A 14,741-nucleotide genomic window follows, 5' to 3' on the forward strand; every position below is an offset into this window, starting at 1 on the left:
GACATCATGGAAAAACAACCTATTCCTCAGGCCGCGTCGCCCCTGGCTACGTGGCTTTCTTATCTGGAACATCTGCACAGCAAAACAATCGATCTGGGACTGGCGCGCGTCAGCGAGGTGGCTGCGCGGATGGCGGTATTAAAACCTGCACCGTTTGTGTTCACGGTGGCGGGAACCAACGGCAAAGGAACGACCTGCCGTACCCTGGAATCGGTACTGATGGCCGCGGGCTTCAAAGTGGGTGTTTATAGTTCGCCGCATCTGGTGCGCTATACCGAGCGGGTGCGCGTACAAGGCGAAGAGCTGTCGGAACTTGCGCATACCACTTCCTTTGCTGAAATCGAAGCGGCGCGCGGCGAGATTTCTCTGAGCTATTTTGAATTTGGTACGCTTTCCGCGCTGTGGCTATTTCAGCAGGCGCAACTGGATGTCGTTATCCTTGAAGTGGGTCTCGGTGGTCGCCTGGATGCGACTAATATTGTTGATGCCGACGTGGCGGTAGTCACCAGTATTGCGCTTGACCATACGGACTGGCTGGGACCGGATCGCGAAAGTATTGGCCGCGAGAAGGCAGGTATTTTTCGCAGTGGTAAACCGGCTATCGTTGGTGAACCCGATATGCCCCAAACTATCGCCGAGGTTGCGAGCGAAAAGGGCGCGCAACTCCTGTGCCGCGACGTTGACTGGGGCTATGAGGCCGGTGAGCAGAGCTGGTCTTTCAGTGATGAAAACGGCGCACTCACCGACCTGCCGCTGCCACAGGTACCTATGCCGAATGCCGCAACTGCGCTCGCTGCCCTGCGTGCCAGCAAGCTCAAGGTTGACGAGCAGGCGATTCGCGACGGTATTCAAAAGGCGATGCTGCCGGGGCGTTTTCAGATAATTAGCGACACCCCGAGAGTCATCCTTGATGTTGCTCATAACCCGCATGCGGCGACGTATCTCGCCGGGCGTCTCAAAACCTTACCGAAAACGGGGCGCGTGCTGGCGGTTATTGGTATGCTGCATGATAAGGACATCGCCGGTACGCTGGAAAACCTGAAGGCGGAAGTTGACGATTGGTACTGTGCGCCGCTTGAAGGGCCGCGCGGCGCGACGGCAGAGCAACTGCTGGAACATTTACGCGCAGGCAAAGTCTATACCAGCGTTGTGCAGGCCTGGTACGCTGCGATGGCAGATGCCAGACCACAGGATACGGTGCTGGTGTGTGGTTCATTCCACACGGTGGCGCATGTAATGGAAGAGATAGACGCGGGGAGAATCGGTGGCGAGTAAGTTTCAGAACCGTTTAGTCGGGACGATCGTACTGGTGGCACTGGGGGTTATTATCCTGCCAGGGCTGCTTGATGGTCAGAAAAAACATTATCAGGATGAGTTTGCCGCAATCCCACTGGTACCAAAACCAGGCGACCGCGATGAGCCAGATATGCTGCCAGCAGCGACTCAGACGCTGCCTTCGCAGCCTCCGGAAGGGGCCGCCGAAGAGGTGAGAGCTGGGGATGCAGCGGCACCGTCGCTCGATCCTTCGCGGATCCCGGTGAACAATAACAGTTTTGATGTGGTGCAGGAGCCGGTTGTCGCGCCAAAACCACAGCCGCAGCCTAAACCTCAACCGAAGCCGGTAGAGAAGCCGCAACCTCAGCCTCCGCAGCAGGTCGCGGTGCAGACACTTGCGCCTAAACCGCAACAGCAGGCTGAAATTCCGGCCCCGACCGGGAAAGCCTATGTTGTGCAGTTAGGCGCGCTGAAGAATGCCGATAAGGTCAACGAGATCGTCGGTAAGCTGCGCGCTGCTGGCTTCAAAGTTTATACGTCGCCTTCGACGCCGGTGCAGGGTAAAATCACCCGTATTCTGGTCGGCCCGGATGCTTCGAAAGATAAGCTGAAGGGGCAGCTTGGCGAGCTGAACAAGCTGTCCGGACTTAGCGGTGTAGTCATGGGCTTTAGCCCGAACTAACCTTCCCTTTTTTAATAAAGAAAGGTAGGGCCAGAGCACGGAAACCCCTGTCTGACGCGCCCTGAAGAGGCGAAAGGCAGTATGGCGTTGAATGTTTTTTCAGCGCCATTTTTATTTCTGTAGGGCATGGAAATCCCTACGCAAACGTTTTCTTTTTCTGTTAGAATGCGCCCCGAACCGGACGACAGGGCGTAAAATCGTGGGACGTATATGGTCTGGATTGATTACGCCATAATTGCGGTGATTGGTTTTTCCTCTTTGGTCAGCCTGATCCGCGGCTTTGTTCGTGAAGCTTTATCGCTGGTAACCTGGGGATGCGCTTTCTTTGTTGCCAGTCATTACTACACTTACCTGGCTGTCTGGTTCACGGGCTTTGAAGACGAACTGGTCCGAAATGGGATTGCTATCGCGATACTGTTTATCGCGACGCTTATCGTCGGCGCTATCGTTAACTTTGTGATAGGTCAGCTGGTGGAGAAAACCGGCCTGTCGGGTACCGACAGGGTGTTGGGGATCTGTTTTGGCGCCCTGCGCGGTGTGCTAATCGTCTCTGCGATTCTGTTTTTTCTCGATAGTTTTACCAGTATGGCGAAAAGCGATGACTGGCAAAAGTCTGAGCTTATCCCACAGTTCAGTTTCGTTATCAGATGGTTCTTTGACTATCTGCAGAGCTCGTCAAGTTTCTTGCCCAAAGCATAAGCGTTGGGATGTAGCTTAACGAGGAAAAGACGTATGTGCGGTATTGTCGGTATCGCCGGTGTTATGCCGGTAAACCAGTCGATTTATGACGCGTTAACGGTGCTTCAGCATCGTGGGCAGGATGCCGCAGGCATCATCACCATCGATGCGAACAACTGTTTTCGTTTGCGTAAAGCGAACGGGCTGGTGAGCGATGTGTTTGAAGCTCGCCATATGCAGCGTATGCAAGGCAATATGGGGATCGGTCACGTTCGTTACCCGACGGCTGGCAGCTCCAGCGCCTCCGAGGCTCAGCCTTTCTACGTCAACTCTCCATATGGCATTACGTTGGCGCACAACGGCAATCTGACTAATGCTCACGAGCTGCGTCAAAAGCTGTTTGAAGAAAAACGCCGCCACATCAACACCACCTCCGACTCCGAAATCCTGCTCAACATTTTTGCCAGCGAGCTGGATAATTTCCGCCATTATCCGCTGGAAGCAGACAACATTTTTGCGGCGATTGCCGCCACTAACCGCCAGATTCGCGGCGCTTATGCCTGCGTGGCGATGATTATCGGCCACGGCATGGTCGCCTTCCGCGACCCGAACGGCATCCGTCCGCTGGTGCTGGGCAAGCGTGATATTGGCGATGGCCGCACTGAGTATATGGTGGCCTCGGAAAGCGTTGCTCTGGATACCCTGGGCTTTGAGTTCTTACGTGACGTTGCGCCTGGCGAAGCGGTGTATATCACCGAAAAAGGCCAGTTGTTCACTCGCCAGTGCGCCGAGAACCCGGTTAGCAATCCGTGCCTGTTCGAATACGTTTACTTCGCGCGTCCGGATTCATTCATCGACAAAATTTCCGTCTACAGCGCCCGTGTGAATATGGGGACTAAGCTGGGGGCGAAAATTGCTCGCGAGTGGGAAGATCTTGATATTGATGTAGTGATTCCGATTCCAGAAACCTCCTGCGATATCGCGCTGGAAATTGCCCGTATCCTCGACAAGCCGTATCGCCAGGGCTTCGTGAAAAACCGCTACGTTGGTCGTACCTTTATCATGCCAGGCCAGCAGCTGCGTCGTAAGTCGGTGCGTCGTAAACTCAACGCCAACCGTGCCGAGTTCCGCGATAAGAATGTGCTGCTGGTCGATGACTCCATCGTTCGCGGCACTACTTCGGAACAGATTATCGAGATGGCGCGCGAAGCTGGGGCGAAGAAAGTGTATCTGGCGTCAGCGGCGCCGGAAATTCGCTTCCCGAACGTGTATGGCATTGATATGCCAACCGCGACTGAGCTGATTGCTCACGGGCGTGAAGTTGACGAGATTCGTCAGATCATCGGTGCAGATGGTTTGATTTTCCAGGATCTGGACGATCTGATTGACGCAGTCCGTGCGGAGAACCCGGATATTCAGCAGTTCGAATGCTCGGTTTTCAACGGTATCTACGTTACCAAAGACGTCGATCAGCAGTATCTGGATTATCTCGATTCCCTGCGTAACGACGATGCGAAAGCGGTTCAGCTGCAAAACGAAGTGGAAAATTTAGAGATGCATAACGAAGGGTAATCCCTTCGCCTGGAAAAGCCCGCGGTCGCGAGATCGCGGGCTTTTTGCTTTTAAGCCTCGTCGACCCAAATCCGCATTTCGCCTTCGCCGCGGTTGGCCCAGCTAAACCACGGAATAAACGTCAAAGTTTGCTTTTCAACGTTCGCCTGTGGGCTGTCGAAACTGTACAGCGGTGTGTCCTCTGGCGCTGTCTGCATGCGCAAACCCTCCGCCATAATCAAGACTTTTCCTTTCAAAACGCCAGTTCCTGCCATCTCATGAAACTGACTGCCGCGCGGGAGCGACAGATTGTGTAGCTCCGTGCCGTTATCTGCCTCTTCCAGGCAGTACACGAGCGGCCCACGTTGAATCGCCACTTTGCCCGCGTTATGACGCACCAGCGGATTTGCGTAGACGCGACGGATAGTCATCGGCAGATGCAGCGTAATGACGTCGCCCTGTTGCCACTGGCGAGTGATATGCAGATAGCCTTTGAGCCGTTCTCCTTGCGCGGTTTCACCATTGACCAGTACCTGCGGAGCTTCGCACCATTCCGGCAGACGTAGCGCCAAAGTGTGGGCGACGGGCTGTGAATGGGTGAAGGTGATGTTGACCTCTTCATCCCACGGGTAGTTACCGCTGATTTTCAGCGCCAGTGGCCGGTCGTTAATGGTGAACTGGGCTTCGCTCCCGGCGTAGAAATTGATAAATAGCGCGTCCTGGCGCGGGGTAAAAAGATAGTGACCAATAGCGACCAGCGTGCGTGCGATGTTTGGCGGGCAGCAGGCGCAGCCGAACCAGCGCTGGCGAACCGGCTTGATATGGTCGTAAATATGGTTATGCGGGATGCTCTTGGGGTGAGTTTCCAGCGGATTAACGTAAAAGAAATGCTTACCGTCCAGCGCCATCCCGCCGAGTACCGTATTGTAGAACGCGCGCTCCATGACATCGGCATAATGCGCGTCGCCTTCCATTTCCAGCATCCGGCGGGCGAACATCATCAGGCCGATAGAGGCGCAGCTTTCGCCGTAAGCGGTATCGTTAGGCAGATCGTAGTCGCTGGTAAAGGCTTCACCGATCCCCTGCGAGCCAATGCCGCCGGTAATATACATCCGCCGCTGGACCGTATTGTTCCAGATTCGCAGACAGGTCTGGCGTTTCTCTTCGTTCTGAGTCATACGGGCGATATGCGCCAGGCCTGTCATCAGGTAGACGGAACGGACGGCGTGGCCAACCGCTTCGCTCTGTTCGGAGAGTGGTTTGTGCGCATGAGTGTAAGTTTTGTCTTTTATCATTCCTGGCCAGGCGTCGCCCCAGCCGATCCAGTGTCGGGTGCCGCCGCGTTTTTCGAACTCAATGTCGTAATAGTAAGGCTGCTTACCGCGTTCTTCGATAAAGAAACAGGCCAGCGCCTGATATCGGGGTTCCCGGGTGACTTCGTAAAGGCGCATCAGCGCCAGCTCGATTTCCGGATGCCCCGGATAGCCGCGAAGCTGGCCGGGTTTTGGACCGAAAACAGTATCAATGTAATCGGCAAATCTGCAGGAGATTTCCAACAGGCGGCGCTTCCCCGTAGCATTGTAAAAAGCGACAGCCGCTTCAAACAGGTGTCCCGCGCAGTAAAGTTCGTGGCATTCCGCGAGGTTAGTCCAGCGCTGCCCCGGTTCTTTAACGGTGTACCAGGTATTCAGATAGCCGTCTGCACACTGGGCTTTCGCCAGAAGCTCGATCACTTCATCAGCGGTTTGTTCAAGGGTTGCGTCAGGCTTCTGGCTCAATGACCAGGCGACAGCTTCCAGCCATTTGGTGACATCGCTATCCTGAAAAACCATACCGTAAAACTGACCATCCTCTAATCCTGCGGCGATGCGGTAGTTAGCCAACGCGTGGCTTGGTTCCGCATCGGGAATGTTGTCATTGAGCGCTTCCCACTGATAAGGAATGACGACATCGCGAATCAGACGTTGATACTCTCCCAGGAAAGGGTCGGTAACGGTAATTCGGTTCAGGTCGGCTTCAATTACATCGGACTGCTTCATGTTTACCTCAGGAAATTTGGGAATGTCTTTGGTGAAGATCGGTGGAAATGCGGTTCATCATTGGGCCGTTCAGACGGCACTTAAGCAGGCATAAGGCCAGCACCAGATGGAAGATTGCCGGTACAACGCTTTGCAGCAGGGTGATGCCCTGAATAGAAGCGGCGGTCTGGTTTTCCAGTCCCGGCTGGTAGGCCACCATAATCAGCAGAATGCTGATTATTCCGCCGGATGAGGCCCATGAGAGTTTGATAAAAAAGAGGTTGAAGGCGAAGTTCATCCCGGAAGAGCGCACGCCGTTTTTCCATTCGCCGTAATCATCGGCAAACGCCATGATCGAGAAGTGCAACGGTAGGGTGAAGCCGAGCACGATGTTGTTAATCAGGATACAGACCAGCCATAGCGTCTGGTGCTGCGGTCCGGTCGGCAGGAACCACATCGCCAGGCCGAAAACAACCAGCACCAGGTTGGTATAGAAGTACAGCTTGACCATATCGACACGGCGGGAAAGCGGATTGACGATCACTGCACCGATAATCGCGGCCAGCGTGACGATGGCAAAAAACAGCGACATAAAGCCAGTGCTGCCCTGTAGCGCATAGGAGATGAAGTACATATAGCCGCCGCCGCGAATACACAGAATATTCACCAACAGGAAAGACATCACCAGCATCATGAGTAATTGGTCGTTCTTGCGCAGCCCTTGCAGATGCTGGCGCAAAGTGAATTTCCCGGCCAGCGATAGAGGAACTCGCTCTTTGACCCAGAAAAAGCACAGTAAAAACATGACTGCACCAATCCCACACAGCACGGTTACGCCATACTGGTAGCCTTTAGCCAGATTGCCCTGACCAAAGAATTCGACCATCCACGGTAGTCCGACAGAGACCAGGAAGCCGGCGATGCCACTTAAGACAAAGCGCCATGACTGGCAGGACATCACCTGATCGTGACGGTTGGTCATGGCGTTAATCAGCGCGCAGTAGGGGACGTTGTTGGCGGTATAGCCCACAGAGAGCAGGAAGTAGGTACCGAAGGCCCAGGCGACTTTCATGTTCGGGCTCATGTCCGGCACGGTGAATGTCAGGATCCCGATAACCGCAAGCGGAACGGCAGTCCATAGCTGCCACGGACGAAAACGACCCCAGCGACTGCGGGTTCTGTCGGCGATAACGCCCATAACCGGGTCGGATACCGCATCGACAATTCTCAAGGTAAAAAACATCGCGCCGACGATGGCCGGGCTCAGGCCAAACACGTCGGTGTAGAAAAAAAGCAGGAAGCCGCTGATCAAATCCGAGATGCAGTGTCCACCGGCATCTCCCAGTCCATAGCCTATTTTTTCGCGGGTTGAGAGCGTTTCTCCCGCATCAACTATCTGCACATCGGTATCCAGATTATCGGCAGTAGCCATAACCAATCCTTATTTGCCTTAGCAATGGTGATGATTCAACAAGTCATTACGACGTATCTCTGGTTATTTTTAGTAAATATAAAACGACGGAGAGCATAGATCTGATCATAGTTATGCGTACATTCTTGACGTTTCGCCTTGTGATTTTGATCTTTATTTTTACTAGAAATAAATTTTTAATGTAGATCTTTATCACGTTTTAAAGAGTGCAAAGCATGTGGTTTGTCTGTGAGACATCCTGGATACCGCCCGATAAGAGGGGGAAACCTTATTTGTAGTGCTGTGGTACGCATAAGCAGGCAGAGCGATGTCCGCTTGATGACTTGTGAGGTGGGATGACAAACTTGATTTTTTGTTTAGTAAAAAATAAAAATATTCAGGTTGTTAATCGACATCCGCTGCGTGATATCCTTAGTGACTGCTTCATACATTCGCCCGACGAGATACAAGGGGCGTTGATGGAGATAGCAAAGTACGTACACGACGAGGCTAAGCTGGAGAGCAGGCGCTAAAAGGACAATCAGCATAAACCCCGCATGACAGGTGAAAACGAACGGAATGGCAAAAAAAACCAGAATTAAAGATATTGCGACCGCCTGTGGTGTGTCTATTGCCGCGGTCTCCAGGGCATTGAAAGGGCAGCCGGGGCTAAGTGAAGAGACACGCCAGCGGATTTTGTCGATAGCGGAAGCAGAAGGCTATGATTTTAGCCGCTTGCGCAGCGGGCGTATCAAGCGCCTGCTTTTTCTGCTGCACCGAGAACACAATATCGCCAGCGCGCTGCCGTTCTATTCGACCGTGATGCTCGGCGTCGCGGATGCCTGTCGAGAAAATGAAATTGCCATGAGTTTCCAGCCCATTGGCCCCGGAGACTCGGTCAGCGAGCTGATTAATCTGCACCAGCCTGATGCACTGATTTGTGCGGGTTATCTGGAAGCTGAGGTGTTAGCTGAACTGCGTAAAACCGCGTTACCTGTTGCCCTTGTCGATTTGTGGGCGGCAGATTTTCCTTGTGTGAATCCGGATAACTATCATGGTGGTTTTGTCGCCACCCGCCATCTGCTTGAGCAGGGAAGAAAACGTATTGCTTTTCTTGGTCATTCGCAGCGCCACTACAGTATTCGCCAGCGTGTTGAAGGCTATCAGCAAGCGCTGTTTGACGCAGGGATTTCGCTGCCTGCTGATTATAAGGTCGAGGTACCGCCAGTTAAGGAGATTGAGCAGGCGTTGGTGGAGGGGATGGAGAGCCTGCTGGCGTTGCCGCAGCCGCCGGATGCTATCTTTGCTTATAACGATATGGCTGCGCTGGTGGCCATGCGGGTCTGCGCGCGCAAAGGCATCAACGTACCGCAAGAGGTGGCGATTGTCGGTTTTGACGATATCGATGCCGCGGCCTGGGCATATCCGCCATTAACCACGGTAGCCATTGATAAGCGCGAGCTTGGCCGCGATGCGTTCCGTCTTTTGCTGAGCGATGAAGGTGAGAGAAACTTGTTGTTGCCGGTGCGGTTGGTGGTTCGCGAAAGTTCGTTGCGGTTGCGTCCGGAGCTATAATCCGGCAAAGTCTGCGCCATTGAGCGGAAGGGGCAAATATCGTGAAACGACTGATTATTGGTATTTCTGGCGCCAGCGGCGCAATTTACGGCGTGCGACTGCTCCAGATTTTACGTGATGTTCCTGATGTAGAAACGCACCTGATTTTGAGTCAGGCCGCGCGCCAGACGCTGGCGCTGGAGACTGACTTCTCTTTGCGCGAAGTGCAGGCGTTAGCTGACGTGGTTCACGATGCCCGTGATATTGCCGCCAGCATCTCTTCCGGCTCTTTTAAAACCGCCGGGATGGTGATTCTGCCGTGCTCAATGAAAACCCTTTCCGGCATTGTTCATAGCTATACCGATGGTCTGTTGACCAGAGCCGCGGATGTGGTGCTTAAAGAGCGGCGCCCGTTGGTGCTGTGCGTGCGGGAAACGCCATTCCATCTGGGCCATTTGCGTTTACTGGTTCAGGCGGCGGAAATGGGCGCGGTGATTATGCCGCCGGTGCCGGCGTTCTATCATCGTCCGCATACCCTCGATGATGTGATTAACCAGACGGTCAATCGCGTTATTGATCAGTTCGATATTACCCTTCCTGAAGACCTCTTTACCCGCTGGCAGGGCGCGTAGCTCGCACTAACATAGTGCGCTTTATTCACAATTGCGCTCCTGCAGTGCAATTTTGTCGCCTCGATCAAATCCTCAACATTTAATTTGTTTTTTTGCGCTCCGGCACTGCGGTTTATCCGTTATTGCTGGTATCTTCGCTTTTAAGACAAACCTGCAACCTTTATTTAACAAATTTAACGCCATTTCCAGCACGCACTGAGAAAATGGCATAAAACGTGCACTATAAAACGTGTAAGAGCTGTTGGCAGTATTCATAACAAGACAACGCATCGCATAACAACATCACGACACTTAAGGGTAACCTATGAAGAAGACGGTCCTGGCTCTCTCTTTAATGATGGGAATTTGCAGCGCTTCCAGCGCATTCGCCGCGCTGCCGCAAAGTATACGTATTGGCACCGATGCCACCTACGCGCCTTTCTCATCGAAGGATGCGAAAGGGGATTTCGTCGGCTTTGACATCGATTTGGGCAATGAGCTTTGTTCACGTATCAACGTGAAATGTACCTGGGTAGGCAGCGATTTCGACGCTCTGATCCCTTCGCTGAAGGCGAAGAAGATCGACGCCATTATCTCTTCTTTGTCTATTACCGAAAAACGTCAGCAGGAGATAGCCTTCTCTGACAAGCTCTACGCGGCGGATTCCCGTTTGATCGCCGCTAAGGGTTCACCGATTCAACCAACGCTGGAATCTCTCAAAGGCAAGCATGTCGGCGTATTACAGGGCTCTACTCAGGAAGGCTACGGTAATGAGCGCTGGCGCAGCCATGGCGTAGATGTTGTTGCTTATCAGAACCAGGATTTGATTTACTCCGACCTCGCAGCAGGCCGTCTGGACGCCGCATTACAGGATGAAGTGGCCGCCAGCGAAGGCTTCCTCAAACAACCTGCCGGTAAAGATTTTGCTTTTGCAGGCCCTTCCGTTAAAGACAAAAAATTCTTCGGTGATGGTACCGGTATCGGCCTGCGTAAGGACGATAGCGAGCTGAAAGCCGCGTTTGATAAAGCGCTGGCTGAGGTTCGTAAAGATGGTACCTACGATAAGATGGCGAAAAAATACTTCGACTTTAACGTATACGGCGACTAAGACCACTGTTGGCCCGGGACTCCGGGCCACGCACATCTATTGCTGCCCCTTATTGGTGCAATCACACTTTTGGTGGATCAATCTGGTGCAGTATAGCGCTCGCATTGCGATAGAAAGTGCATAGTTAAGCGTTTCTGATGCGAAAAAATTTGCTTTCCGGCGCAGAATGTTTTGCCTTACCGGGGCGAATAATGGCACGATAACTGCCGTAAGTATTTCTAATAAACCCGTTAGAATGACAGTCTGTTGAGGATAGTTATGAAAAAACTGGCGTTGTCTCTCTCTTTAGCGCTGGCCCTTTCCAGCGTTTCCACGGTATTCGCAGCAATTCCGCAAAAAGTCCGTATCGGTACCGACCCTACTTATGCCCCGTTCGAATCGAAGAATGCACAGGGTGAATTGATTGGTTTTGACATCGATCTGGCAAAAGAGCTGTGTAAGCGCATCAATACGCAATGTACCTTCATTGAGAACCCGCTGGACGCGTTGATCCCATCTTTAAAAGCGAAGAAGATTGATGCCATTATGTCCTCGCTTTCGATCACCGAAAAACGTCAGCAGGAAATCGCTTTCACCGACAAACTCTATGCCGCCGATTCTCGCCTGGTGGTGAAAAAAGGCAGCGATGTTACGCCTGACCTCGCGAAGCTGAAAGGCAAACGCGTCGGTGTTCTGCAAGGAACTACGCAAGAAACCTACGGCAATGAACACTGGGCGCCGAAAGGAATTGAAATTGTCTCCTATCAGGGCCAGGACAATATCTATTCTGACCTGACTGCTGGACGTATTGATGCCGCGTTCCAGGATGAAGTTGCCGCTAGCGAAGGTTTCCTCAAACAGCCTATTGGCAAAGATTATCAGTTTGGCGGTCCGTCGATTAAAGACGAGAAGCTGTTTGGCGTCGGCACCGGCATGGGGCTGCGTAAAGATGATAACGAACTGCGTGAAGCGCTGAATAAAGCCTTTGCCGAGATGCGAAAAGACGGCACCTACGACAAGCTGGCGAAGAAATATTTTGATTTTAACGTGTACGGCGATTAACCATTTCGCGTACCCCATCGCGCGTAATTTGGCGCGCGATGGTTGATGACAGACAGGGCAGACAGCATGCTGTACGGGTTTTCACAGGTTATTTTTCAGGGCGCGCTGGTCACCCTCGAGCTGGCATTAAGCTCCGTTGTTCTGGCGGTGCTTATCGGTCTGGCCGGAGCCGGAGCCAAGCTTTCCAGCAATCGTCCGCTGGCGCTGATTTTCGAAGGCTATACCACTTTAATCCGCGGTGTGCCCGATCTGGTGCTTATGCTGCTGATTTTTTACGGGCTGCAGATTGCGCTTAACAGCGTGACCGACGCGCTGGGTCTTGCGCAGTTTGATATCGACCCAATGGTGGCGGGGATTATCACGCTGGGCTTTATCTATGGCGCCTATTTCACCGAAACTTTTCGCGGCGCTTTTCTGGCCGTACCGAAAGGGCATATCGAAGCGGCCACCGCTTTCGGATTCAGCAGCGGGCAGACTTTTCGCCGGATCCTGTTCCCGGCGATGATGCGCTATGCGCTGCCTGGAATAGGCAACAACTGGCAGGTGATACTCAAAGCGACAGCGCTGGTCTCGTTACTGGGGCTAGAAGATGTGGTCAAGGCAACCCAGTTGGCAGGCAAAAGCACCTGGGAGCCCTTCTACTTCGCTATCGTTTGTGGCCTGATTTATCTCGTATTTACCACGGTTTCCAATGGTGTACTGCTGATGCTTGAACGCCGTTATTCTGTAGGCGTGAAGAGGGCTGACCTGTGATTGAAATTATTCAGGAGTACTGGAAATCTCTGCTGTGGACTGACGGCTACCGCTTTACTGGGGTAGCGATTACGCTCTGGCTGCTAATCTCGTCAGTGGTGATGGGGGGCATTCTGGCGGTTTTTCTCGCCATTGGTCGCGTCTCAAGCAATAAATATATCCAGTTCCCTATCTGGCTGTTTACCTACATTTTTCGCGGTACGCCGCTGTACGTCCAACTGCTGGTGTTCTATTCCGGAATGTATACGCTGGAAGTTGTCAAAGGTACCGAACTGCTAAATGCTTTCTTCCGTAGTGGCCTGAACTGTACGGTGCTGGCGCTGACGCTAAATACCTGTGCCTATACCACGGAGATTTTCGCTGGCGCGATTCGTTCGGTTCCCGCCGGAGAGATTGAAGCGGCGCGAGCGTACGGTTTTTCATCGGTCAAAATGTATCGCTGCATTATTTTGCCTTCCGCGCTGCGTATTGCTCTGCCTGCGTACAGCAATGAAGTGATTTTGATGCTGCACTCCACCGCGCTGGCTTTTACCGCGACGGTGCCGGACCTGCTGAAAATCGCCCGTGATATTAACTCGGCGACCTACCAGCCGTTTACTGCTTTTGGCATTGCCGCAGTACTGTATCTCATTATCTCGTATGTGCTGATTAGCTTGTTCCGCAGGGCGGAAAAGCGCTGGCTGCAGCATATCAAACCTTCTTCAACGCACTGAGAACGCCATGTCCGACAATAAATTAAACGTTATCGATCTCCATAAACGTTACGGCGAACACGAGGTGCTGAAAGGCGTCTCGCTACGGGCGAAAGCCGGGGACGTTATCAGCATCATCGGTTCATCAGGTTCCGGCAAAAGTACCTTTTTGCGATGCATTAACTTCCTTGAAAAGCCCAGTGAAGGCACGATTGTAGTTAATGGGCAGAATATTGGCCTGGTTCGTGATAAAGACGGCCAGCTCAAGGTCTCTGATAAAAACCAACTCCGCCTGTTGCGTACTCGCCTGACCATGGTGTTTCAGCACTTCAACCTGTGGAGCCATATGACGGTACTGGAAAACGTCATGGAAGCGCCGATTCAGGTTCTGGGGCTGAGCAAACAGGAAGCGCGCGATCGGGCAGTGAAATACCTGGCGAAAGTGGGTATTGATGAGCGCCAGCAGATTAAATACCCGGTCCACCTATCCGGTGGTCAGCAGCAGCGTGTATCCATCGCCCGCGCGTTGGCAATGGAGCCTGATGTGTTGCTGTTTGATGAACCAACGTCGGCGCTTGACCCGGAGCTGGTGGGCGAAGTGCTGCGTATCATGCAGCAACTGGCGGAAGAGGGGAAAACCATGGTTGTGGTGACGCATGAGATGGGCTTTGCCCGCCATGTTTCCTCGCACGTGATCTTCCTCCATCAGGGTAAAATTGAAGAAGAAGGGCACCCTGACGAAGTCTTCGGTAATCCGAAAAGCCAGCGCCTGCAGCAGTTCCTGAAAGGTTCTTTGAAGTAACATCAACCCTGACCCGGCGGAATACCCTCCGCCGGGACAGCTAGCGCTCCAGCCGATACACCCAGTCGTCGTAATCTATTCCGTTTAGATGGTAAGCTTTTTCGAACACCTGAATGCGGATAAAACCCTGTTTTTCCAGCAGGCGGGAAGATCCCGAATTAGTGCCCAACACCCATGCATTAATCGCCTGAACGCCGAGTTGGTTAAATCCGTAATCGCAAATTGCTTGTAGCGCTTCGCGGGCGAACCCTTGTCCCTGAGCTTCGGGGAGGAGGGCATAACCCACGTCTGCTTCATGCGGATTTTTAGTGCTGATACGCAGGCCGATATCACCCATCGCCGTGCCGCTGGCATCGCGCAGCACGAAGACGCCAGTATCTGCGCAGCGAGCCTCAAATAGCGTACGTAGCGCCGATTCTTCAAGGATCTCACCCATAAAACGCATCACTTCTGGGTCTTGCCGTAGACGCAGGAAAAAGGGCCAGTCAGATGAGTTAAATGGAGAAAGAAGTAAGCGCGGCGTGGTGAGCGTTATCATAAACAAGCCATAACAGTGGAGAGTCTA

The 14,741-nt window shown here is 52.9% G+C and carries 14 protein-coding genes; 11 read left to right on the forward strand and 3 right to left on the reverse strand.

The annotated features are described in order from the left end of the window. Positions 1–6: 6 nt before the first annotated feature. From folC to purF, 4 genes are all read left to right on the forward strand, one after another. Positions 7–1,275: a bifunctional tetrahydrofolate synthase/dihydrofolate synthase gene (gene folC / locus QVF11_RS06960; protein ID WP_287855889.1), complete on the forward strand. Its 1,269-nt coding sequence runs from the start codon at positions 7–9 to the stop codon at positions 1,273–1,275. Beyond that, positions 1,265–1,957 (forward strand): cell division protein DedD, encoded by a 693-nt coding sequence (gene dedD / locus QVF11_RS06965; RefSeq protein ID WP_287855891.1) that lies wholly within the window; start codon positions 1,265–1,267, stop codon positions 1,955–1,957. The genes folC and dedD overlap by 11 nt, the downstream gene beginning before the upstream one ends. A gap of 210 nt (positions 1,958–2,167) precedes the next feature. Further along, the gene (cvpA, locus tag QVF11_RS06970; protein ID WP_110272250.1) at positions 2,168–2,656 is read left to right on the forward strand and encodes a colicin V production protein; all 489 of its coding nucleotides are present in this window, start codon (positions 2,168–2,170) and stop codon (positions 2,654–2,656) included. A 33-nt stretch (positions 2,657–2,689) separates the two neighbouring features. After that, entirely contained in the window at positions 2,690–4,207 is a 1,518-nt protein-coding gene (purF, locus tag QVF11_RS06975) for an amidophosphoribosyltransferase (RefSeq protein ID WP_112212960.1), read from the forward strand. A gap of 50 nt (positions 4,208–4,257) precedes the next feature. Here purF and QVF11_RS06980 read toward each other — a convergent pair whose 3' ends face one another. Together QVF11_RS06980 and QVF11_RS06985 are read right to left on the reverse strand one after the other, a co-directional pair. Beyond that, positions 4,258–6,225 carry a glycoside hydrolase family 127 protein gene (locus QVF11_RS06980; RefSeq protein WP_287855893.1) on the reverse strand — a complete coding sequence of 656 codons (1,968 nt, stop codon included), beginning with the start codon at positions 6,223–6,225 and terminating at the stop codon, positions 4,258–4,260. Between the two features lie 7 nt (positions 6,226–6,232). Next, positions 6,233–7,636 (reverse strand): MFS transporter, encoded by a 1,404-nt coding sequence (locus QVF11_RS06985; protein ID WP_142514642.1) that lies wholly within the window; start codon positions 7,634–7,636, stop codon positions 6,233–6,235. A 558-nt stretch (positions 7,637–8,194) separates the two neighbouring features. Here QVF11_RS06985 and QVF11_RS06990 point away from each other — a divergent pair. The 7 genes from QVF11_RS06990 to hisP all read left to right on the forward strand — a co-directional run bounded on the left by QVF11_RS06990 (position 8,195) and on the right by hisP (position 14,176). Next, on the forward strand, positions 8,195–9,190 hold the full coding sequence (locus QVF11_RS06990; protein ID WP_112212963.1) for a LacI family DNA-binding transcriptional regulator: 996 nt from the start codon (positions 8,195–8,197) through the stop codon (positions 9,188–9,190). A 41-nt stretch (positions 9,191–9,231) separates the two neighbouring features. Further along, positions 9,232–9,801: a UbiX family flavin prenyltransferase gene (locus QVF11_RS06995; RefSeq protein ID WP_112212964.1), complete on the forward strand. Its 570-nt coding sequence runs from the start codon at positions 9,232–9,234 to the stop codon at positions 9,799–9,801. A gap of 304 nt (positions 9,802–10,105) precedes the next feature. Then, positions 10,106–10,888 carry a lysine/arginine/ornithine ABC transporter substrate-binding protein ArgT gene (argT, locus tag QVF11_RS07000; protein ID WP_110272253.1) on the forward strand — a complete coding sequence of 261 codons (783 nt, stop codon included), beginning with the start codon at positions 10,106–10,108 and terminating at the stop codon, positions 10,886–10,888. 258 nt (positions 10,889–11,146) lie between these two features. Then, positions 11,147–11,929 carry a histidine ABC transporter substrate-binding protein HisJ gene (hisJ, locus tag QVF11_RS07005; protein ID WP_110272254.1) on the forward strand — a complete coding sequence of 261 codons (783 nt, stop codon included), beginning with the start codon at positions 11,147–11,149 and terminating at the stop codon, positions 11,927–11,929. 66 nt (positions 11,930–11,995) lie between these two features. After that, on the forward strand, positions 11,996–12,682 hold the full coding sequence (locus QVF11_RS07010; protein ID WP_112212966.1) for a histidine ABC transporter permease HisQ: 687 nt from the start codon (positions 11,996–11,998) through the stop codon (positions 12,680–12,682). Continuing rightward, entirely contained in the window at positions 12,679–13,395 is a 717-nt protein-coding gene (gene hisM, locus QVF11_RS07015; RefSeq protein WP_112212967.1) for a histidine ABC transporter permease HisM, read from the forward strand. The genes QVF11_RS07010 and hisM overlap by 4 nt, the downstream gene beginning before the upstream one ends. Before the next feature lie 7 nt (positions 13,396–13,402). Beyond that, complete coding sequence (gene hisP, locus QVF11_RS07020) at positions 13,403–14,176, forward strand: histidine ABC transporter ATP-binding protein HisP (protein ID WP_004852881.1); 774 nt, start codon at positions 13,403–13,405, stop codon at positions 14,174–14,176. A 40-nt stretch (positions 14,177–14,216) separates the two neighbouring features. Here hisP and QVF11_RS07025 read toward each other — a convergent pair whose 3' ends face one another. After that, positions 14,217–14,714 carry a GNAT family N-acetyltransferase gene (locus QVF11_RS07025; protein WP_112212968.1) on the reverse strand — a complete coding sequence of 166 codons (498 nt, stop codon included), beginning with the start codon at positions 14,712–14,714 and terminating at the stop codon, positions 14,217–14,219. Positions 14,715–14,741 lie beyond the last annotated feature (27 nt).

Origin of the sequence: Klebsiella sp. (assembly GCF_027492335.1) — a bacterium.
Lineage (GTDB): Bacteria > Pseudomonadota > Gammaproteobacteria > Enterobacterales > Enterobacteriaceae > Klebsiella > Klebsiella huaxiensis.